Origin of the sequence: Dendronalium sp. ChiSLP03b, assembly GCF_034531165.2 — a bacterium.
Classification (GTDB): domain Bacteria; phylum Cyanobacteriota; class Cyanobacteriia; order Cyanobacteriales; family Nostocaceae; genus Dendronalium; species Dendronalium minutum.
Window position 1 is genome coordinate 144,138 of sequence record NZ_JAVRBR020000042.1, and the last position, 21,002, is coordinate 165,139.

18 protein-coding genes are annotated in these 21,002 nt (G+C 38.3%); 1 reads left to right on the top strand and 17 read right to left on the bottom strand.

The window, feature by feature from the left end:
* Positions 1 to 36 precede the first annotated feature (36 nt).
* The 15 genes from RMY31_RS10580 to RMY31_RS10650 form a co-directional block, all read right to left on the bottom strand.
* Entirely contained in the window at positions 37 to 1,032 is a 996-nt protein-coding gene (locus tag RMY31_RS10580) for a class I SAM-dependent methyltransferase (protein ID WP_322661198.1), read from the bottom strand.
* A gap of 4 nt (positions 1,033 to 1,036) precedes the next feature.
* Positions 1,037 to 1,765: a methyltransferase domain-containing protein gene (locus RMY31_RS10585; RefSeq protein WP_322661196.1), complete on the bottom strand. Its 729-nt coding sequence runs from the start codon at positions 1,763 to 1,765 to the stop codon at positions 1,037 to 1,039.
* On the bottom strand, positions 1,762 to 3,444 hold the full coding sequence (locus tag RMY31_RS10590) for a glycosyltransferase (protein ID WP_322661194.1): 1,683 nt from the start codon (positions 3,442 to 3,444) through the stop codon (positions 1,762 to 1,764). The genes RMY31_RS10585 and RMY31_RS10590 overlap by 4 nt, the downstream gene beginning before the upstream one ends.
* Positions 3,445 to 3,451: 7 nt before the next feature.
* Positions 3,452 to 4,312 (bottom strand): beta-1,6-N-acetylglucosaminyltransferase, encoded by an 861-nt coding sequence (locus tag RMY31_RS10595; RefSeq protein WP_322661192.1) that lies wholly within the window; start codon positions 4,310 to 4,312, stop codon positions 3,452 to 3,454.
* 14 nt (positions 4,313 to 4,326) lie between these two features.
* Positions 4,327 to 5,448 carry a glycosyltransferase family 2 protein gene (locus tag RMY31_RS10600; protein ID WP_322661189.1) on the bottom strand — a complete coding sequence of 374 codons (1,122 nt, stop codon included), beginning with the start codon at positions 5,446 to 5,448 and terminating at the stop codon, positions 4,327 to 4,329.
* Between the two features lie 20 nt (positions 5,449 to 5,468).
* Positions 5,469 to 6,671 carry a glycosyltransferase family 4 protein gene (locus RMY31_RS10605; RefSeq protein ID WP_322661187.1) on the bottom strand — a complete coding sequence of 401 codons (1,203 nt, stop codon included), beginning with the start codon at positions 6,669 to 6,671 and terminating at the stop codon, positions 5,469 to 5,471.
* Positions 6,672 to 6,905: 234 nt separating this feature from the next.
* The gene (locus RMY31_RS10610) at positions 6,906 to 8,261 is read right to left on the bottom strand and encodes a glycosyltransferase family 4 protein (RefSeq protein WP_322661185.1); all 1,356 of its coding nucleotides are present in this window, start codon (positions 8,259 to 8,261) and stop codon (positions 6,906 to 6,908) included.
* Positions 8,262 to 8,312: 51 nt separating this feature from the next.
* Positions 8,313 to 9,542 carry a polysaccharide pyruvyl transferase family protein gene (locus tag RMY31_RS10615; RefSeq protein ID WP_322661183.1) on the bottom strand — a complete coding sequence of 410 codons (1,230 nt, stop codon included), beginning with the start codon at positions 9,540 to 9,542 and terminating at the stop codon, positions 8,313 to 8,315.
* 21 nt (positions 9,543 to 9,563) lie between these two features.
* Positions 9,564 to 10,850, bottom strand: a complete 1,287-nt coding sequence (locus RMY31_RS10620; protein ID WP_322661181.1) for a polysaccharide ABC transporter ATP-binding protein — start codon at positions 10,848 to 10,850, stop codon at positions 9,564 to 9,566.
* Between the two features lie 2 nt (positions 10,851 to 10,852).
* Entirely contained in the window at positions 10,853 to 11,662 is an 810-nt protein-coding gene (locus tag RMY31_RS10625; RefSeq protein ID WP_322661287.1) for an ABC transporter permease, read from the bottom strand.
* A 298-nt stretch (positions 11,663 to 11,960) separates the two neighbouring features.
* On the bottom strand, positions 11,961 to 12,215 hold the full coding sequence (locus RMY31_RS10630; RefSeq protein ID WP_409877828.1) for a hypothetical protein: 255 nt from the start codon (positions 12,213 to 12,215) through the stop codon (positions 11,961 to 11,963).
* Positions 12,166 to 12,933 carry a hypothetical protein gene (locus RMY31_RS10635; protein ID WP_322661179.1) on the bottom strand — a complete coding sequence of 256 codons (768 nt, stop codon included), beginning with the start codon at positions 12,931 to 12,933 and terminating at the stop codon, positions 12,166 to 12,168. The genes RMY31_RS10630 and RMY31_RS10635 overlap by 50 nt, the downstream gene beginning before the upstream one ends.
* Before the next feature lie 123 nt (positions 12,934 to 13,056).
* Positions 13,057 to 13,638, bottom strand: coding sequence for a serine O-acetyltransferase (locus RMY31_RS10640; RefSeq protein WP_322661176.1), 582 nt, complete (start codon positions 13,636 to 13,638; stop codon positions 13,057 to 13,059).
* 73 nt (positions 13,639 to 13,711) lie between these two features.
* Entirely contained in the window at positions 13,712 to 15,097 is a 1,386-nt protein-coding gene (locus tag RMY31_RS10645; protein ID WP_322661174.1) for an O-antigen ligase family protein, read from the bottom strand.
* Positions 15,098 to 15,099: 2 nt separating this feature from the next.
* A complete protein-coding gene (locus RMY31_RS10650; RefSeq protein WP_409877829.1) occupies positions 15,100 to 17,097 on the bottom strand; it encodes a GumC family protein in 1,998 nt (665 codons plus the stop codon).
* A gap of 61 nt (positions 17,098 to 17,158) precedes the next feature.
* Here RMY31_RS10650 and RMY31_RS10655 point away from each other — a divergent pair, with 61 nt between their 5' ends.
* Positions 17,159 to 17,467: a hypothetical protein gene (locus RMY31_RS10655; RefSeq protein ID WP_409877830.1), complete on the top strand. Its 309-nt coding sequence runs from the start codon at positions 17,159 to 17,161 to the stop codon at positions 17,465 to 17,467.
* A 15-nt stretch (positions 17,468 to 17,482) separates the two neighbouring features.
* On the opposite strand, the gene RMY31_RS10660 is transcribed toward RMY31_RS10655, so the two are convergent.
* Both RMY31_RS10660 and RMY31_RS10665 read right to left on the bottom strand, forming a co-directional pair.
* Entirely contained in the window at positions 17,483 to 18,742 is a 1,260-nt protein-coding gene (locus RMY31_RS10660; RefSeq protein ID WP_322661170.1) for a glycosyltransferase family 4 protein, read from the bottom strand.
* A gap of 28 nt (positions 18,743 to 18,770) precedes the next feature.
* Positions 18,771 to 19,988: a glycosyltransferase gene (locus RMY31_RS10665; protein ID WP_322661168.1), complete on the bottom strand. Its 1,218-nt coding sequence runs from the start codon at positions 19,986 to 19,988 to the stop codon at positions 18,771 to 18,773.
* Positions 19,989 to 21,002 lie beyond the last annotated feature (1,014 nt).

A 21,002-nucleotide genomic window follows, 5' to 3' on the forward strand; every position in this document is an offset into this window, starting at 1 on the left:
CATGCCTCTAAAACTACCTGTTGGTGTAGCATTGGATTAGCATTCAGAGAGTTTGAAAAGGAAATACATCTCCGCACCTTTAGGATCTTTGCGTCTCTGATGCCACTCATTATCTGCTAACCATTTTAGGATGCGGCTTGTCAGCCATGGAATCGCTGTTAAAGGTTTTAAGATCGCAATTACAGCGTAGTCTTTCCAGGACTTTTCCGGTTTTTGCTGTCGCCGATTAACAATGTCTGTTAGCGTGCGGAGCATGGCGATTGTTTGCAACTGTTTTCTTAAACGGTGTAATTTATTCTGGGCTGCATCATTGGCTGCCTGAATTGGATCGGTTAGATAGCGAACGTAGTCAAGCCCTTCCTCTATGATTCCTTCGATTGCTTCATAGTGATGCCATGCATAATACTCTAGGCAGACATCAAAACCATATTTGGCAGCAAGCGATCGCATTTGCTGAGTATCGAGTCTTCTAAGATGCCCTCGATCTTCATAAAAAAAAGTATTTTTAGGGTGCTGCCTCAATCCATTCTTTTTAAGCCGACAAAGATTGTGTTCAAAGCTGCCTTCATTTCCACACGGACAGATGTGAAGCATTCTAGTTCCCGGTTTGCTTAGTTGCGATAATAGTATCCAGGTTTCATCAATGTCTGATACATGTTCGAGAACGTGATGACTGAAAATGAAGTCAAACTTACAGTAAATTAAAGTAGGGTCATCAAGTCTGAAAAAATCACAATTTGGATTCTTGGCTTTAGCCTTTTCTAATGCGACAGAACTTAAATCCGTACCGCATACTTGCCATCGCGGGAAAGCCTGCTTGATGACAGAAGTAAAAACACCTGTTCCACAACCAAAGTCGAGAGCTATTCCTTCTTCAGGAAGGCCTAGTTCCAAAAGCAGTTCGTACACGCGTCTCTTTTTTCGGGTAGGCCATTCATCCATGTAATCGCCTTCATAGCGATTGTTATAAAATTGGGATGCGTTCTTTATATCGTTAAGCTCTAGGCGTTCTATTTCTGTACTTAACTCCATTGACTTATTCCTTTACAGCTCTAGCTGTAATTAAAACCTGGTATTCAGGGTCGTGATAGTCTAGCTTTGATTGCTCTAGTTCTTCAGTTACAATGCCGTGCAAAAAAGCGATCGCACTCAACACGTTTCCACAGGCTGTAACTTGTATTTTGTCTCGGTCAAAAGCTTCCTCTAATAGTTGCTGTGTGGAGAGAGTGGTGAAACTCCAGTATTGACCCCAACGAGTCATATCATCATGACTGATTTGAGTAATACCTGGTACAGTGGCGAGTAAAACACCTCCTGGCTTGAGAATGCGGTGAAGAGTTTTAATTGCGGCTCGGACATCGTAGATAAATGGCAGTGTTTGAGTCAGGATGATGCAGTCAAAGGTGTCGGATGGGAGATGATTTGCGTTGGTTAAATCTGCCACGATAGTTGCTCTGGGATTACCTGCTTCCACGTGAAGTACGTCGCTTTTTGTAATGCGATCGCCACCAAATTTATCTGTGTAGAGGGGTTCCTTAATCTCTAGTACATTTCCTTGAATATCTTCAGAGTAACGAGCTAGAAAATTTTCAATATAGTAGCGGTCAATCGCTAAACCCCGATCTAAACCGAAGTTAGGTCTAATTGGCTTGATTCGTCCTAAGCTACCAAGATTTATGCTTCCCATTGGTAAGCGACCATACCGGATATCTCGCAGCCAATGGTATACAGGAGTTGGCAATTTCTTAACCAAGCTGATATTCATGATGCCACCTCTGGTTTTACTGCCCTAACAGTAATTAATACTTGGTATTCATCATCTTGGTAATCGAGTTCTTTCTGGCGTAAATCTTTGACAGCAAGTCCTTGCAAAAAGGCGATCGCTGCTAAAACATTCCCATAAGTTTCAACTCGAACGTTGGTTTTGGGAAATTTCTCTTCAAATAACAACCGTGCTGATTGAGTCGTTAGCGCCCAACACCAATCATCACCCCATTCGCATTTGACTACTTGACTAATACCAGGAACGGTTACTAGTAAGATACCACCGGGCTTTAGGATGCGGTAGAGGTTTGCTAGAGCCACTTGCATATTGTAGAGAAGGTGCAATGTCTGCGTTAAAATCACACAGTCAAAAGCGTCTGATGGGATATTATCTGCCTTAGTCAGATCGCCGACAATAGTCGCCTCTGGGTTCCCTTCTATTACATGTAGTACATCACTTTGAGTAACGCGATCGCCACCAAATCTGCGTGTATATGATGCGTCGCCAATCTCTAATACTCGTCCTTGGACATCATTAGCCTGACGCTCAAGAAAATTTTCTATATAGTAGCGATCGATGGGAAGACCTCGATTGTAGCCAAAATCCCGACTTATGGGAGTTAACCGTCGCAAGGAACCGAAATTCACCATTCCTGTTGGTGGACTATATTTCTCACCGAGTACTTGAGAACGTAACAAATGGTAGAGAGGTGATGGTAATTTTTGCTGTGCGATTTCCTTCAATTGTTTTTTATTCATGAGAATTAGGTTTGTAAAGTTAAAAGTCATCTTTTCTACAAAATGTTGAGTAGGCTTTGTTAGTTTTGATAACATTGGATGGCGATAAGCCCATAAGTGTTTTTGAAGAGCTTGCCAGACCTCTGTATCTTTGGCTCCCTGTTCAGTCAAATACTTCTCTAACCATTTCAAAAAAAACAACCGTCCTTCATATTCCTTCTCTGTGTTATGGGTACTAGAACAGCAGGAGTTTGAATGCTGTCGATATTTTGCCCAACATTCATTCGTTACAAATACAGGCGCTTTCAGACAGACTTTGGCATAAAAAACTTGATCCTCATAGAGTCCGCGAAAGCTCTCTTCAAATCCGGCGATCGCTTCTAGTATTTCACGTTTGACCATGAGGCTACAGGTACAAGGTACAGCGCCGCTCTTTTGTAAAAAGATGGTTAGTAGTGTTGGAGGTTTGAACAAAGTATTAGGTTTTTTAGTTACTTCTGCCACCTTGTCACAAAATTCTTTTTGAGTATCCTCTGGATTTTTTGTCCAGCTATACCAATATTGAGTATTACCATAAACCATACCGGCTTCAGGGTGAGTATGAAGTATTGCTACTTGTTGTTCCAGGTTTTGCGCTAACCAAACATCATCAGCATCTAAAAAAGCAATGTACTCACCTCTAGCATTACGGATACCTAGATTGCGCGCTGCGCTCATACCTCGATTCTGGTGGTCTTCATGTTCTAGATAACGCACTTTTTCAGGATATTTGTTTGCGTACTCACGAGCAATTACAGTACTGCCATCCATAGAACCATCATCGACCAATAATAGTTCCCAATTCTTGTAGGTTTGGGCAAATACGCTTTCTATTGCTTCTTGAATAAATTTCTCGGCATTGAAAAAAATGGTAATTACAGACACTAGTGAATTGCTGTTCATTTCATTATTACAAAAGATATTTGTCGATTAAGTCTAATATTTGTGAATCTTGACTGGCATCAAATTTTCGGGCATACAAACAAGATGACTGAGACAATTTATTGAAATCGTTAATACCCAATATTTCTGGACTATCCGAAGAATCTAACCATTGTGTATAGGTCATACAGTTATTTATTATTTTTTCTTTGAAGGGTGAATTCATAATAATGGTTTGAAAGAAAATTTCATCAGGAACCGCTACATTTTTAAAAAAATTGGTAAAACATAGATTTTGACTAACGAAATTGTTGACATATTCTGCAAGTTCTCGTGAAAAACACCAATATGAAGAACCTCCAAATGGTTTAAAGTCTTTTGGAAATTTGCGTTTCAATTGGTATTGAAACAATGATGCTTGGAAGCGTTTATTAAACAGATTGAAATAAAAATATTCAATTCTATCTATTCCCCCTCTGTGTTCTCCCCCCTTTATCCATACATCGCTTGGTAAAGGAAAAAAATTTACAAGAGAATAATAATTAATCTGTTTTAAAAAATCTCGAATTTGTTGACTAGATTTGATTGGATAACATTGTCCTGTTAAAAGCTTAATGTAGTCGCAAGATATTTGACTATCAAATATTTTTTTGATTCCTTTGATAGAAGCTAAAACATGACCAAAATCACCCCAATAGCATTTGTGTCTCTCAAGAAAGTAAACATTTGAATACTTGGATAATCCTTGAACCATTTCTTGATATATTTCGTTATTTGTTTTTTTATCCACATGAATCAAGAAAGATGTTTTGTCTACATTTAATCTATTGACAAGACGTATTAATTGCTGTGGATATTTATATGCTGATATAATATAAGCTATTTCCATGGCATTTCTCATTCTCAGTTTTGTTCTAGTTTCAGATTCTCTTGAGTCACCTGTCGAATCTCTCTGACTAACTGCGCTCCTATAATAAACTTAAGAAATAAATTCATAATTTTTTTAGTCAACAAAATACTAAAATTCAGACGGCAAGCTCTATTCAAAAGCTGCAAAGCAGTGAATTTATCTTTTTTCCAGTAGTAGTAAATTAGCTCAAATAACCGATCAATAATCTGAGCATAAACTTGGTTACGATGTTTTTTACATTCTTTACCATCGAGATTATAGTATTTGCAAAAATCTTGGTGTATTCTGAATATTTCTTCTATGATTTGATTTAAATCTACAAGAGTTAAATCTTTTAGCTCATCTGAAGTTCCTATCCAAAACAAGGTCATTGCTCTCAAAAATACGCCATCATTCCACGTCTTGGTTTTTTCCCACCCCAGTAAATATCCTATGTTAGTACAGTTGATTTGCAGTGGCTCATCATCAACTATATTTCCATAAGTAGCTGTCATAGAGTCAGGATTGCTCCGCAGCTTAATGAGATATTCATTTAGGTTTGCAACTTGTAGTTGACGGACAATTCTCCACCATAAATCATAATCTTGAGCATAAGACAAAGCTTCATTGTAAAATCCAATCTGTTCCACAATGGTGTATTTACGAAACATCACAGCACTATGTACAAAAGGGCAATAAAACAAAATTTCCCAACGAATTTGTGTGCTTTTACATGGTAAATTGCATTCTCCTATTAAGCTTCCTTGTGGATCGATATATTTGTACCATGTACCTACTAGTGTTACTTCGGGGTGGGTTTTCAAAAAAGTAACTTGTTTAGCTAACCTTTCGGGTTCTGAAACGTCATCCGCATCTTGACGAGCAATAAATTCCCCTTCAGCTAATTTCAGTCCCTTATTTAGGCTTCGCGTTAAGCCGAGGTTGTAATCGTTATCTATTAACCGGATACGTGGTTCGTCATAGGAACAGATGATTTCTCGCGTGTTATCTGTAGAGCCGTCATTAATAATTAAGAACTCAAAATCTGGGAATGTCTGAGCAAGAATGCTATCTATCGCTTCTCGAAGATAGCGTTCTCCGTTATAAACTGGCATTAAAACTGTAACTTTAGGCATTTATTATTACCTTATAAAATTTAAGCATATTTAATAGTTTTAATTACCTTTTCATAGTAGTGAAGAAGTTCTTTTACTGTGTTTTCAATGGCAAATTCTTGAACTTTCAACTTTGCTGCTTGACCAATTTCATTTAAATTAGGGTGCATCCATACTTCATTTATTTTGATAGCTAGTGCGTTTACTTCACCCACAGGTACAAGAAAGCCTGTTTCTCCCTCGGTCAGCAGTTCCTCAAAACTAGCATCAACTGTCCCAATGATAGGTTTACCCAATGCCATAGCTTCTAAACAAGCATTTGGTAAGTTATCAATTAGAGAGGGTAAGACAACAAGTTTAGCCCCTGCGATAACAGGATAGAGCTGGGTATGGCGTATCCGATCGATAAAGATGAGTCGTTCTATATACTGACTACACAAAGAAAGGGCATATTCCTTCATGGAAGGTGCAAGAGAAGATGGTACATCCTGTCCTACAAAGACAGCATGACAGTCTAGATGCTTCTCAAAGACTTGAGGTAGCGCTTGAGCTAATATATGAAATCCTTTATGGACTTGAAAACGACCGAAGAATAGTAAATATTTTTTGCCTTGTAAGTATTCATTGAAGACAGATAAATCCCAATCCGATGTTTCTAAATAAAAAGGTGTGCGAATAACCCGAACATGAGTTATTTTTGCTTCCTCAGCTAGTAGTCGCTTGAGAGTATAACTTGGCGCATAGATATGTTTGCTCAGGCGCATTTGTAGCCATTCTAACCACTCTATAATTTGCTCATCGCGATCGCGCTGTTCCCCAGAGCTTTCATACCAAGCTGGACGATATGCAGAAATACGTGTTACCTGTGGAATAGGTAAAAGAAGGCTTGAAACAACACCACACGCATCCCAATCTGGGAACTGAACAATATCGAAAGGCTGCTGCTTGTGTAACTCTAAAAGTTTGCAATAAACCTGAAAGCTAAAGTCCAGACATTGTAAAGTTTGGCATATACTGTATTGACTTAGTTTATTTAGTATTCGCTGTATTTTTCCTAAGGTTAGGCGATGAACTTGAATACCTTCATATTTAAATTCAGCCCTATCGATTTCTGAGAGAACTACAATATGAACCTCATGCCCTAAAAACAACAATGCCTTGGCGACTCGATGTAGATAGTTAGCCAAACCACCACTAAAATATTTTTCAGTTACATATTCTGTTGTCGCAAATCCAATACGCATACTTTTATCGTCAACCTCACTAAATAAATTTTATTTGTTGAAAGTATATAGTTATATAAAAGTTTTTTTAACTGCTATGCTTTAAATAAATTTTGAATTTTAAGTAAAAATTTCTCTCAACTTCATGCATATATCTCCTTTTTAGTTGCTTGCCTACTTTTTCTTTAACGGAGACCATAGGTTCTAGTTATAAAGACCAGGCGATCGCTTGAATTCGCCTTAGGAAATTGGAAGTTAAGATATTCTTGAAGGTTTTGTAACAGTAATTGCTTTCGATATTACTCTTCTCATTGCTATTTTTGTTTTTTTGGCTAGCTTTAGTAGGCTAGAGATACTAGAGTGAGAACCATATAGAGATAATGCTTCTTGATTAAGAGGTTTCTTCAGTAGTACTGAATTAGCTAACTGACGGGTAATTTCGGATTCTCCCTCGTCTTGTAGTAGGTCAATAAGGACTAACAACTCTCTATCAGTAATCCAGTTTTTCAAACATCTTTTTGACCATTCTGTGACAGTTTGAAATCGAGAATTATCCTTAAAATTGGGAGATGATAATGTTCTTCTCCTGAATGCAGAAATAGCTGTCTGATAAAGCTCGGGAACACTGCTCAATGTTTGTTCCCATTTGAGATTGTCTACTATAGTTTGCCGTGCAGCCATGCCAATGCGTTGGCGCATTTCTCGATCCTTCTCTAGGGCTGTAAGCCTTTTTAAAAACATTGCAGTATCATCAAATCCAGCAAGAAAACCATTAGTGCCATCCTGGATTAACTCTGGAGCTAAACCAACCTCAGTAGTTACACAGCAAAGCCCCGAACTCATTGCTTCAATTAACGGTACTGGCCCACCCTCAATACGTGCCGTTACAATGTATGCATCCATTAACCGATAGCTTTCAGCAACATCATCTTTTTCTAATAAAAAGGGTAAATGTGTTATTCTGGCTCCATTTTGTCTCTTTTGTTGAACGAGCGATTGCCAACCTGGACCTCGTATAACCCACCAAGCAGATGCAAAGTTTGTACTACTTTCATCAATAAGCTTTTCCAGAATATTGATACCTTTTCGATTACACGAATCACTTGACCTTTTTGCAGAAAACCCAATAACAAAAACATCGTCTGGAATTCCGTACCGACGACGCAAATTCTTACGTTCTTCTTCATCAGCAGGATGGAAAAGTTTTATGTTCACGCCATTACGAACCATCACTAGCCGATCTTCAGCAATACCTTTTTCAATTAAAAAATCATGCCATTGGGAGCAAACAGTCATAATACTGTCTACATAAGGTGCAGGTTCAATACTCCATACATTTTCAAAATGGTGTATGGTTGCAACACAAGCTGTAGTTTCTGAAAAGGTAGGAAATAAAGCAGTGGCTATATGGGGAGTAAGAAAATGGACAATATCTAATGGCAGTGGAAAGCGTCCATTACAGAGTGAGAGTAACTCATGTAAAACAGGTTCAGAACAGATATATGCTTCAATTCCTGGAACTTTATTAGAAATTTCAGTAGCAATCGTGCCTGTAACCCAATGTATTGAATCTGGAACTAGCAGTACTTGAAGAGTTGGATGTGAGTCCATAAAAATTAGCTAGATATTTAAACGATTTTTATGATTATTTGATTTCTACAATTAAGATGATTGTGTTGCTACTAATAACTGTTTTTCCACCTCCTGAATAGTTTTCATTTTCATGGAATTCAATGTATTTGTATCAACTCCTTGGGAAATAGTACTGACTAAACTATCAACCAATTTTGCAGAAGTAATACTGCTTGCTTCAAAACAATAATTTTCTTGCTTGCTTTCCTTAAAAAAGCTTTCTAATTTATCATCCCATTTGATACCAATAACTGGGATACCTAAAGAATAGGCTACTATACAAGCATGTAATCTAAAAGCTACAATTCCTCGAAAATCACTGATTGTTTCGACAAGTGCCTTACCACTTGTAGGTCTTGGCAGAAGAACATCAGAGCGATCGCGTGATTCAACTAAGGAATTGACTATTGCTTCTGCGAATAATTGGTCAGTAGCAGAACCATTCGTAAAAAACTTAAATTGTAATTTCCTGGTAATAAGTTCATGAACAATACCACTCCAAAAAGTTAATAACTTATTTTCAGAAAAAAAGTCTTTTACTACTTCCTTTGAATGTCTTTTTAAGACATCAGGCTCAGCAACTCCTAACCCTATGTACTGGGAATTTTCTTTTCTGTGAATTCCATAAGCTTCTGCACAGCAAGTTGCTATATCATGAGAAGCATTTAATTTTGTTAGGATTCCTGGTATACGTTTAGATAACCTGTTCAGAGATTCAATATCTCTAACAGTAATACTTGTGGCATGATTCAAAGCTTGACTAAATAAAAAGGTGGCTAACCTTGACCAATGATAGCTAACACCACAACCATAGAAATAAAAAGGCAAACCTAATTTTTTAGCACATTGAGAAACACCATATATTTTTAAAGGAAAATCAAAGTTGTTATCAGCGAGTAATTGCCCTCCTCCGATAATTAGCATTGAGGCTCCCTTTAATTTGTGCTTATAAAGCCTATATCTCTGCGGTCTCCATTTAAAAAACCACCATAAAGTAGTTGCACCTCTATGTGAAAAAACTTTTATGATTAATTTCCACATAAAAAGTTTTAACGATGTTTTTGAAGCATCAATACTGGGCATTTCTTCTTCAAGAAGAATATATTTATCTAACTCTTCTCTAAGTGATAAATCTAGAAAGTCAACCTTTATAGATGGCATTGAAGTTTTAATTAGATACGAGAAAGTTTCAGCAATAATTGCGTCTCCTATATTGTTGCTAAATACTTCTCCACAAATTACTATTTTTTGTGATTTCATATTTTCTCCTCATAAAATAAATTAATTTATCAGCTTCCACTTTCTTGGCTGATAATATAAACATTTGTTCATATTTTTATCATTTTTAACTATAAATTTGTATGATTCTACAAAATCAAGAATATTAAAGTATGGGCTATTACTCAAATTAATTTTTGCTGAATATACACCTGCTTTTAAGCCACAATAAGGCATATAAAGTTGTATAGTAAATTTTCCTGGAGATAAATTGAATGCTTGCCCATCATAACTAGATTTTAAAACTAATACTTCCTCATTTAATTCTGACAAATAATTGACAATAACACTTAAATTTACATCAGATAGATTTTCAAATGTATAACCATGAACGTTGAGATAAGCAGGTTTACCACTGACAAGATGTTCGAGAATGTTGCCATCATTATCTCTGAATGATAAAGATTTTATTTGTAAACCTGTCGATTCTGCACGGTCTGGCAGCAGAATTTCTGCCACCAATTTATCTTTATTATTACCATTTATAAATAAGTCTTCTTCGTATTTGTCAATCACAAAACTCGATTTTTCACTCAGAAGCATTTGACCTTTTGACAAATAAATTGCCGTCTCACAAACAGCTATGATTGATAAAGAATTATGAGAAACAAGTATAAATGATGTTCCTTTATCTCGAAGTTTAGCTAATCTCCGATGGCATTTGGCTCGAAATTTAGCGTCTCCCACAGCTAATACTTCATCAATTAAGAGAATATCTGGATCGGTATGAATTGCACTGGCAAAACCTAACCTAGCTGCCATTCCCGAACTATAAGTTTGCACAGGTGCATCAATTGCATCCCCAATTTCTGCAAATTCTATAACTTCATCAAATCTCTCATCAATTTCCTTTTTGGACAATCCCAAAATTGCCATATTGGCATAAATATTTTCTCGCCCTGTCAAAATAGGATTAAATCCTGCTCCCAAGGCAATTAATGGTGCTACTCGACCCTTAATTTCTACACAACCACTATCTGGCTTAATCAAACCAGCAATAATTCGCAGTAGTGTTGATTTTCCACTACCATTTTTACCAACTAAGCCTAATGCTTCTCCTCGGCGCAATTCAAAACTGATATTATTTAGCGCCCAAAATTCTTTTTCTCGTAGTTTATTACTCTTTTGCCGCAGTCCTAATAATTCGGAGGTTATATCCTGAACACCATACATCAAAGACTGTTTCAAATCTCGACAAAACTTTTTAGAAACTCCTTTAACTGAAAGGATAATATCACTTTTACTATCCTGCGGCTTTGCTGCTATTTCTTGCTCATCGATAATCGTCATAATTATGAACTAATCCTCTCAATTACAAAAGGCATTGCTAGACGATAGATAATCCAAGCTAACAGCAATCCTAAAATTGCAATTAAACTTGCTACCCAAAATCCCTCCGGGTCTGATATAACGCCTGTTGTTGCTAATTCTCGCGTTGTTACTAATAAAGGTGTAACCGGATTTAGTTTCAAAATACTGCCAAATACTCCATTACTAGGAACTGGATAAACTACTGGCGTAAGAAACAACCAAAATCCAATAATCAAAGTTAATATCCTAGAAAAATCTTGGTATAAAGCACCTATCGGTGCTAACAATAAACCAATAAATATTCCTAACAATACTAAATGAATTAATGCGACTGGGGCTAAAATTAGGCTCCAAGTAGCTGGGATTTGAAACCAGATAAATAAACCCACAATTAAAATGAGCTTGATGCCAAAGTTAAAAAATACTTCTCCTAGTTTGGCAAGAATTAGTGCTTCATGGGGAAAGTTAATTCTTGCCAGCATTGACTTGGCATCGTTTACTGCTTGGATTGGGCCATTCAGTGCCTCTGTGAAGGTTTGCCAGAGTGTCATACTGAACATGACATAGGCAGGATATGGTAACTCTGTATTACCAATATTGATAACGCCATTACTTTTAGCAAAAGTAAAACCAGCTGCCGTAATTATCGGTGGAATAAATGCCCAAAAAATTCCTAGAAATGATTGACGGTATTGAGCGCTAATATCTCGTACTAAAAGTCTCCAAGCTAATTCTCGGGAGGCTAATAAATCTCGTCCCATTTCCTTGAACAACTTCAAGGGATGGCGCATCCGACTCTCAGATGTGTAAGATATGTCAATAGATTTAGTTAATCCTAATTCTTCTTGCTGTATTTGCTGATGTAGTTTAGTTCTCAATCTACTCATAATCTTAAGACACATACCTCCAATCTGAATTACCAAATTTCCTGTATTTCATAACTAGCTTTGTAGATGTAAGAAAGTTTTTGCATTTATTAAATCAATAGAAAATTTAACCTAAAATTTAGATGTTCTTTTATCATGTTGTGGAATATTTATCTGCAAAATTCGTAATCATATAAATGTAAATTTGTATATCAAAACACTATTAATTATATTCAAAAATATTTTTCAGTAAAGATGGATTTATGGAACTCTTGAGAACGCCGTAATCTCTGGTCGTAAATCTCAATTGCAATATCAAACGATCCTTAAGTAGTGGGCGAGTTGCTTTATGAAAACAATAGGGGTCTTCAATAAAACCAGAACCTGCTTCTCCACAGATAGTTAAAACATCTTCATGGCTGTAAGAGTTAAGAACTTCTCGATCTGTTCGTTGAGTCAGAGAAATAATTTGGGTCATCTTTTTTTTTAATATGGCTACCACTTATACAAATGTGGGGGCCACTCTGTAGATCTACATCAGTTAAGTAAAAGAAAAATCTAAGACAACTATAGTCATCTGGGTCATAATGAAAGAAACTAGCTGTCTTAGTAAAATCATAATTTTTTTCGTTAACAGCAAATGTCCACCAAAGCCTGGCATCTGTGAAAATTGGCTCTGTTTTCATATATTTGGCCGCAATCATTCTGATAGCTGGATCGTTACTTAGTCTCTCAATTGCTGGACAAAGAATATCTACATTGAAATATGTGGCGGTAGAAAAAGGAGCTTTATTTTTTTCTTCTGCTTGTTTTTTCTGAGAATAAAGAAAGCCGCATTTACTATCTAAATTGCCATAACAATCTGTAGACATAGCAAACATCATTATTTCTTGGTAAATAATATCTGGTAGTTTAATACCTAAATAGCAACCATATTTATTTAATGAATTAACAACCCGATCTACATTAATTTTTGGAAAAAAAGATTTTTGTACATCATAGTGATTTAATTCAGGAACTCTAGATAAGGATTTTATTGAATTCCTAAAAAATACAAATCGACTCAGTATAGATATCACAGTCCATATAGGATTTGTGATTGTATGATGATAATGTGTCTGTAATCTCGCTCTCATTTCTCGAAGGTTTTTATCGAGTACTAAAAAATTAATAGCCTGGTAATAACTTGTTTTCATTTCGCCAGCCTCCAAATACGAAAAAGTAGGCAATTCAAAATTACTATTTTAAAATTACAGAAATATTAAGATATTGTTCGACCATTTATTTGATAGACAACCTGACAATAATTAGGTTCCAGATTAATTTAAAGTAGTAGGCAGTTCTGAAGCGTTTTCTAAATTGCGTATATATAAGTCAGTCGAAGTACTGTTTATCATACGAATAATCTTTGCTGGGTTGCCTGCGACTACAGCACTTTGAGGAACATCTTTTACAACTACAGAACCTGCTCCAATAACAGCATTATCACCAAGTTTGATTGGGCCAATAATTACAACATTCGAGCCGATATCTACATTGTTACCTATTTGCGGTGAAGCACTAATCGAACCATCTGGTAATTTTTTATTACCAATAGTTGTCGAATGTCTCAAAGTACAATTTGTACCGATTACAGTTTCATGATTAACAACCAAACCATAACCGTGTTGAAGCTTAAAATTAGAGCCAATTTTTGTATTCCAAGGTAATTCAATACCTAATATATACTCTACTATTATTTGATAAATAATACAATATATTCTAGAGAAAAATTTGCAGAAAATTGGTAAATGTATGAATGCTCCATTTAAGCGAAACATTAATAAAACCAACCGAGACTTGAAGCTTGTATCCTGATTAATTCGCCAATCTTGGAGTAGGTAATTAATTGTATTATTCATTTATTTGACCAAATAAATGTCACCCAAACTTCTCTTGAATAGACTAGAAAGATTGATTTAAAGAAATGATATTCTATTTATTTGATGTCATATCTTCTCTAATTTGCTGTTCATTCCAATTCCAGCCAGCAACTGCTAGTAAAGTCCACCAATAAAAGAAGAAAGTAGTATGACTCCAAATATTCTCGGTAATCATTCCCACAGGTATGGATGTCAGCATAGCTAGCAAAATAAAACACAAGTTGCGTTGTTTACTCCAGTATGGTGTCTGCTGAATTAATCGCAAAAGATGTGTGAACTGAGCAGCAAATAACGCCAAAAAAGTTACTAAACCAATGATTCCTCCTTCTACTAAAGCTCGGATGTAATCATTGTGAGGAAGAAAGTCATTGCCTGCCGCTGGCATACTCAGCCCCAAACCATAACCAAAAATTGGACTATTTTTCCAAGCATTAAGTAGTAAATGCCATTGAGAAAGCCGCCAATTAAAGCTATTAGAGTCTCCTTGTGACAACAGAATTGCTCGTGATATATCGATGTCTGGATTAAGTAGTGGTGTTTGAGCTATGGAGGCTAGACGTTGTTGCCCAAACTCCGTACTAGCAAAGAGGGCGATGACTAACCCCAACAACAACACTCCACTAATTAGCTTGGCTATATTCAATCTAGGAGTAATTAAAACTAGAACAAAAACCGCAATCATCATTAAGCTAAACAGGCTCTTGGTACTAACAAAGAAAAAACACAGTAACCCCAACAACATCAACCAAAACCAGTGTTGCTGTGTCCAGTTCAACTTCCACAACACGAGACTGATAAACAGTAATAAAAAAGTCGCAAAAGTGTTTGCTGTACCGAAAGTGCCTACGATGCGATCGCTTCCTTGAGGTATTTGCAATAACCCGATCGCGATCGGTAAGGGGAGAGCTAAAAATAGCCAAGAAATTACTTTTTGGGGAGGAAGTCGATCCTTGAGCTGCATTACTAGTAAATAGACCATGACCCAAGAAAATAGACGTACCCACTCACGTATACTAGCTGGCAAATATGAAGCGTCTACCCCTAATGCTCCTAAATGTAGAAGGATGAGCCATAAGCCTTGTAGCAAAACCCAGCTAGCTAAAAACCACCAAAATCTATCGGTGCGGACAATGTGACCTGTCAACAACGAGACTATTACATACAGCAAAGCCAGAGCATCTAGCCCAACAGCAAAGGCCGCTGGTATCTGTAGGTCTGAGAAGATATCCAAAGAACTACGCAATATCAATAACCCCAATACTGATTGCTCAAAATTGGTAAAGAAGTAGCAAACTATTCCTACTGCAACTACAGCTAAACCCAGTAACTTGGGGCTAGCCCCTGCCAAGAATCCTGCAACTATACCAGCTCCCACACCTGCCAACCCAAGCAAAATTGTCAAAGCTAAGGAGCGACTTGAGCGTTGATTGGTTAACATCTTCAGACCTCACCGCTAGAAGTGTTAGACAATCCTTGAGCAGTCAAACGCCTGTTTGATTTGTATCCATTTACAGAATTGCGGTAATACTTTTCCAAGTCAGTAGCCATATCATTCACCACACCCCCCAGTATAGGTATGCCATTTTCAGTTAATTCTGATACTGTCTTTTGCAAAACCTCCTTGTGAGTCCAGCCGGGACGAGTAACTAACACAACTCCATGACTTTGTTGAGTTAATGTAGCAGCATCAATACTCGCGCACAGAGGTGGAGTATCTATAATTACTAAATCAAAATTTGCTGCTGCTTCTGTCATCAGAGATTTCAGCGTTGTAGACTCTAGTACCTGAGAAGGACGTTGGTGTAGTTCGCCACAAGTTAAGACTGAAAGATTTTCAATTGCTGTTGGGCGGATCGCGTCCATTAGAGATTGATTTTTTTCCAGCACCTCGCTAATTCCTGGCGTTGCAGCTAAATTAAACAATTGATGTTGTACGGGTCTATGCAAGTCTGCATCAATAATCAATGTCCGACGCGACAACATGGCACAGACAGTAGCTAGATGTGAAACTACAATTGATTTACCTTCACCAGAGAGAGCGCTACTGACAACAATCAACTGCAAGTTCCCACGACTGCGAAATTCTAGGGTCTTGAGAAGCATTCGATACGGTTCAACCAAACCCAAATCATCTAGAAAATCTTCTGCTGAATCTAGCTTCAGAGTTGTAGCTGTGAGACGTGGTAAAGTTCCTAGCAATGGCAACTTGAGCAATTTCTCTGCCTCTGACGCATCTCTCAAGGTGTTGTCCAACACCTCCAGTAACAGCACAACCCCAACGGCAAAAATCACACCGAAGAAACTTGCAATTACTAGGACTACTAACTGCTTGGGCGATGCGGGTTCATCGGGTACTGTCGCTTTAGCAATAATGCGGATATTGCTGACTATTTGAGCCTCTGCGATTCGTGCTTCTTCAAATTTGCTTTGTAGGAATTTGAGAGAATCTGCTGCTTCTATGCGTTGGCGAACCAGAGCGTTGAGAATTTCTTGTTTAATTGGTAGTTCTACCAGACTAGCTTGGAGTTTAGTGCGTTGGGCTTGGACAGTCTTGAGCTTATTTTCCACTGCCGATCGCTCGATTTTTTGAGTAATCAGTTGAGATGTCAAATTCTGGGAAAGCTCATCGTTGGCGACTGTTTCCGGAGCGATCGCACTGTTGTGAGGTGACACTAAAGCGAGTTTTTGTGTATACAACTGAAGCAGAACGTTCCGTCGTTCTATCAAGTTAAGCAAAGTCGGATTATCATCTGTAAAACGCACGCGAGCTTCAACTATTTGTGCCTCTAAGTCCACAAATTTAGCCCGTAGTTTTTTGAGTTCATCATCCTCACCACCACGCACTGCTGAATAAGCACTGTTGAGATTGCCAGCTCTAGTAATTTGCTCTAAGTAATTAGTGCGAGACTGAATTTCTTGCAGTTGGCTTAAAAGAGTCCGCTCTTGACTTTCCAATGTTGCTAAACTGTCTACTAGAGTTCTGGTTTGATCTTCAATTGCGACTATGCCACTGTTTCGTCTGTAAATGCTTTCCGCTGCTTCAGCTTTTTTCAACCGCGATCGCTGTTTGGGAACTTCAACTTCTAAAAATTTCCTCACAGAACGAGCTTCTGAACTAATTGCATCCGCACTTTCCTGCACCATTGTTTCTGACACAGCATTCAGAACCTTAGCAGCCAAAATAGGATTCGGCGATTCATAGCTCAGTTCTAGAATGTTTGTAGCTGGAATAACTTTTACTTTCAAATACTGATTGATTTTGCCGGTTGTGATTTTTTCTGGGGGAGAAAGCCGAGCGATCGCTTTTTGCAAAACCTGTTGTGACTTTACTAATTCTGCTTGAGTAGCCAGTGGGTTAGAACCTCCTGGCGCAGTTAAAGGTACTTGGCTGAGTTCGCGGCCCAATTGAGAAACACTCACTTGTTTTTCGTTTAGCATTAGCCGCCCTGATGTTTTATACAATCGTGGGGTGACAGCCAAATATATAACTGAACCAGCAATGACTGAAGTAAATGTAACTATGGCAGGTAGACTACGCCGTTTAAAAACCTCTAGTAAAGATGAAATCTCTTTTCCCATTAGCTTTCTCCACTTCAATTACTGTTGGGGATTGGGACTGGGGACTGGGGACTGGGGACTGGGAATTGGGGATGAGGGACTGGGGACTGGGGACTGGGGATTGGGGACTGGGGACTGGGAATTGGGGATGAGGGACTGGGGACTGGGGACTGGGGATGGGGGACTGGGGACTAGAAACAGATATCTGCATATTCTCGTTGTATGCAATTACCTGTGGGGACTTGCTTGAAAATAAGCACGGGATTTATTTTTCTGATACTGTGGCGCGTTCGGAAATTACTGTTTTCTGCACAACGATTGTATTTGAAGTTGGCTGGAGTTTGCTCAATTCAGCCATTCTCATGGAATGAGGTTCAGGTGTCTTGATAATTGCAGAGGAATTCAACAGCGTTCTATATAATTTCAAATTCTCAGCAGTAATATGCTCCCAACTATAGTTGAGTTCTACATACCTTTGAGCATTGCTAGCCATGGTTGCTAATTCCTGCGGATGATTCACAGCCCAATCAAGGCAACTAATACACGAGTCTAGATTTCCTGCTTGAAAGAGTATGCCACGTCCCTCACTTAACAATTGCTGATGGGGTGGAATGTCACTCCCCATTACCGAAATACCTTCACGCATTGCCTCTAGCATCGCCAAAGGTAGTCCTTCCACATCAGAAGGTAAGACAAATAACCCTGCTCCTCTGACAATTTCTGCTAGGCGTTCTCCTCGCAGTTCGCCTGCAAATACGATTTCTCGATTATTGGCAATACTATTTAATAACTGGGATACATAGGATTTTGTATCGCTGATGCCACCAGCCAGAACAAGTTTCCATCCTGGTGGTTTGAGTTTACAAAAAGCTTCAATGAGTAAGTCGGGACGCTTTTCTGGTACAAGTCTGCCCAAAAATAACATATAGCGTCCCTGCATTAAATTTAGAGAAGTACCATAGGAAAAATTAGGGTCTGACTCAGGATAGTGAGCAGCAGCGTTAGGAATATAGACTGTCTGTCTACCGTAGGTTTGCAAAAAATAGGATTGCAAATCTTTTGAGACGACAATTAGCCCATGGGCAAAGCGCACTGCCGCTTTCTCTCCCGCGAGAATCAGACGACTCGAAAAATTCCCCCACTTGGCACGTTGCCAGTCTAAACCCTGACAGGTAACGACAATTTTTGCCTGCTTGAGTGTTAGTCTCGGCAACCAAGTAAATAGAGATGGGCCAAGGGCATGAAAATGAATGATATCGTACTGATTTGCAGAACAAGCGATCGCTCCGAAAGCAGAGCTAATAAAAGCGTCTATGCCTCTAAAATCGAAAGTCGGTAAGGAAATAACTCGGACACCCCCAAAGTCATAATTCTCAAACCAACGACAGTCAGTGTAGGAAGAGCGAGCGAATAAATCAACACTATGACCCTGCGCTACTACTCGGGGATAGACTTCTGCACAGTAATGTTCAATGCCTCCCTGTTTGGGCGGTAGACCTTTGACACCAATTACAGCAATCTTCATAAATTCCTTCCAAAAACAATTAGTTCTACTAAGAACTCACAACTGAGAAGGTTCGCAATTCCCAACGATTGAGCATTTCTGTGTAGATATCGCCGATTACAGTGCGGGCAGCATAAGGACGTGCGGTTCGCACACAAGAAACACTCGGATAATTTTCTGGATGTAGTAGCACGCGGCGTATACTATCTGCGATCGATTCTGGAGTACGTTGAGAACACACTACTCCACTATCATCTGTTAGTAATTTTGGGGTTTCACCGGTTCGAGTTGTGACTACCGGAGTCCCGCTAGCAAGTGCCTCTAGAACGACTAAAGGCAAACCTTCGTAGGCGCTACTGAGGACAAAGACATTGCAGATACGATGCAACTTTGATAGTTCTATTTGGTTAATAGCTCCTAGCATTGTTACTCGTTGAGTTAAACTAAGGCGATTAATTTCAGCACGAATATTTGTTGCTAATTCTCCATTTCCAGCGATGAGTAGATGAGTATAAGATTCATTTAAAGCTGCAAATGCACGTACTAACAAAAGCGGATCTTTCTGGGGATGCAGCCGACCAGCAAACAAAATAAAACGCGTTTCTGGAACCAAACCCAATATTAAAGCCAGTTCGCGCCTTTTTGTTTCCCGTTCTTGCTGACTCAACGGATAGAAAATTTCGTCGTCAAATGAATTTTTAATATAGGCAATGCGATCGCCCATACTGGGATAACGCTGGCGATACAATTCAACCGAATCACTATTGCACGATAAAATTTGGCTAAACTGACGAACTAACAAACTTTCTAAGGCAAAATATGCCGCCGGAAACCTACGCCACAGAATCGCTTTTTTATCACCTGCACTTTGCATCTGTGTATGAATATCGTTGTGAATAAACAGGGTTTTTTCTCCCTGCCAATTCAAGGCAGCTAAAGTTGGTTCCAACCTATGAAAATGCATAAAATCTGAAGCAAAACAACACCCCAAAAGAGCATTTGTATACTTCACCGTAGTTGGTATTAAACTCCGGACATTATCATTTTCTAAAGTAAATAGAGGCAGAAAATCAATTTCTCTAGCTGCAAATTCTGCTTTTTGCCACTTCAGATTTGGCTGATATTTATCATTTCCCGTTCCTACAAAGCGCAGAGCGAATTCACTAGGCGCATACTTGATAAACAGGCTAACTAGGGTTTGAATTCCTCCGATAGTAGTATGCCAAGGATTGAATTGGTAAAAAATAGTTAGCACAGGTTTATGCATCTAGTGAATCCTAACTAAATATGACAAAGCTAAATATTCCTCGATAGTTCCCTTGATTCTCATCTGTTAGCTGTATGTTTTACTTCACAGTTAAAGCTTGAGTTATATTACTCGTGAAAGTTACGAGGTAGGAGTTATAACAAATTATCTAATGCCCATTAATGACAATACATACATTTTTGGGGATTAGTGAATTAGTGTTTTATAGTTGTCAGTAATTTGTCTCTTAGTTTTATACCAATTTTTGATTTATAAAGTCACGCCATTTTGGCAAAGATTTGTTTGATAACTTACAGTGCTTTCTAACCAACGAGTTACGCTGGATTTTTATAGGTAATACTCCAAAAAAGAAACTGCGATCGCACTTAATAAATTTTGGTTAAAGAAAAAACAGATGCTCTGAGAATTATTACCCAAATGCATTAGATAGGAATATAACCTGACTTTTCACGGTATGTGGAAAAGCTCATTTTGATGGTTTCCTAAGCTCTGATTTCTTCATTGGCTATTTTCATTAATTCAGAATTATTGAAAATTAGCCTGTGGAAAAAGCCACACTTTTTCGGGTCTTGAGGACTTTTCGTGAAAAGTCACCGTCCCGCACGCAGCGAACCACGAGTCACTAAACGTCGCCCCAAAGCTTACCCCTTTATGACTAAACCCCGGCACGAATTACGCAAACAATTACAGAGCGCTTAAAACACAAGCACTTCAGCTTTTTAAAAGATAAGACTAGCGGCGACTGTGACCAAATCTATCCCGGCAATACTCCTCAAATGTACGATGTGTGGAACGGTACAGCCTGCGATCACGTAATTCTGCCAATGCCTTCCCCGCCTCAAAGAATGCCCGTTCGACTTTTCGCTCTAAATGTAACGTGAGTTCGACGGTTAAAAAAAGCCAAAAACCTTGCTAGATATGAACCATGAGAAACTAGGTAGGTATTGGGCTCGCTAAGATGAATTGAAAATCGGCAAAAAAGGTACAAAAAAACGCCGAGACTCAAAATATCTA

Excerpts from the sequence above, each read along its gene's own strand:
- RMY31_RS10635 (WP_322661179.1), bottom strand. The coding sequence starts at position 12,933 with ATGAAAACAAGTTATTACCAGGCTATTAATTTTTTAGTACTCGATAAA.
- RMY31_RS10645 (WP_322661174.1), bottom strand. The coding sequence starts at position 15,097 with ATGTTAACCAATCAACGCTCAAGTCGCTCCTTAGCTTTGACAATTTTG.
- RMY31_RS10625 (WP_322661287.1), bottom strand. The coding sequence starts at position 11,662 with ATGCGCCATCCCTTGAAGTTGTTCAAGGAAATGGGACGAGATTTATTA.
- RMY31_RS10585 (WP_322661196.1), bottom strand. The coding sequence starts at position 1,765 with ATGAATATCAGCTTGGTTAAGAAATTGCCAACTCCTGTATACCATTGG.
- RMY31_RS10620 (WP_322661181.1), bottom strand. The coding sequence starts at position 10,850 with ATGACGATTATCGATGAGCAAGAAATAGCAGCAAAGCCGCAGGATAGT.
- RMY31_RS10580 (WP_322661198.1), bottom strand. The coding sequence starts at position 1,032 with ATGGAGTTAAGTACAGAAATAGAACGCCTAGAGCTTAACGATATAAAG.
- RMY31_RS10640 (WP_322661176.1), bottom strand. The coding sequence starts at position 13,638 with ATGAATAATACAATTAATTACCTACTCCAAGATTGGCGAATTAATCAG.
- RMY31_RS10605 (WP_322661187.1), bottom strand. The coding sequence starts at position 6,671 with ATGCGTATTGGATTTGCGACAACAGAATATGTAACTGAAAAATATTTT.
- RMY31_RS10630 (WP_409877828.1), bottom strand. The coding sequence starts at position 12,215 with ATGACCCAAATTATTTCTCTGACTCAACGAACAGATCGAGAAGTTCTT.
- RMY31_RS10655 (WP_409877830.1), top strand. The coding sequence starts at position 17,159 with ATGACTGAAGTAAATGTAACTATGGCAGGTAGACTACGCCGTTTAAAA.
- RMY31_RS10595 (WP_322661192.1), bottom strand. The coding sequence starts at position 4,312 with ATGGAAATAGCTTATATTATATCAGCATATAAATATCCACAGCAATTA.
- RMY31_RS10600 (WP_322661189.1), bottom strand. The coding sequence starts at position 5,448 with ATGCCTAAAGTTACAGTTTTAATGCCAGTTTATAACGGAGAACGCTAT.
- RMY31_RS10660 (WP_322661170.1), bottom strand. The coding sequence starts at position 18,742 with ATGAAGATTGCTGTAATTGGTGTCAAAGGTCTACCGCCCAAACAGGGA.
- RMY31_RS10650 (WP_409877829.1), bottom strand. The coding sequence starts at position 17,097 with ATGCTAAACGAAAAACAAGTGAGTGTTTCTCAATTGGGCCGCGAACTC.
- RMY31_RS10615 (WP_322661183.1), bottom strand. The coding sequence starts at position 9,542 with ATGAAATCACAAAAAATAGTAATTTGTGGAGAAGTATTTAGCAACAAT.
- RMY31_RS10610 (WP_322661185.1), bottom strand. The coding sequence starts at position 8,261 with ATGGACTCACATCCAACTCTTCAAGTACTGCTAGTTCCAGATTCAATA.
- RMY31_RS10665 (WP_322661168.1), bottom strand. The coding sequence starts at position 19,988 with ATGCATAAACCTGTGCTAACTATTTTTTACCAATTCAATCCTTGGCAT.
- RMY31_RS10590 (WP_322661194.1), bottom strand. The coding sequence starts at position 3,444 with ATGAACAGCAATTCACTAGTGTCTGTAATTACCATTTTTTTCAATGCC.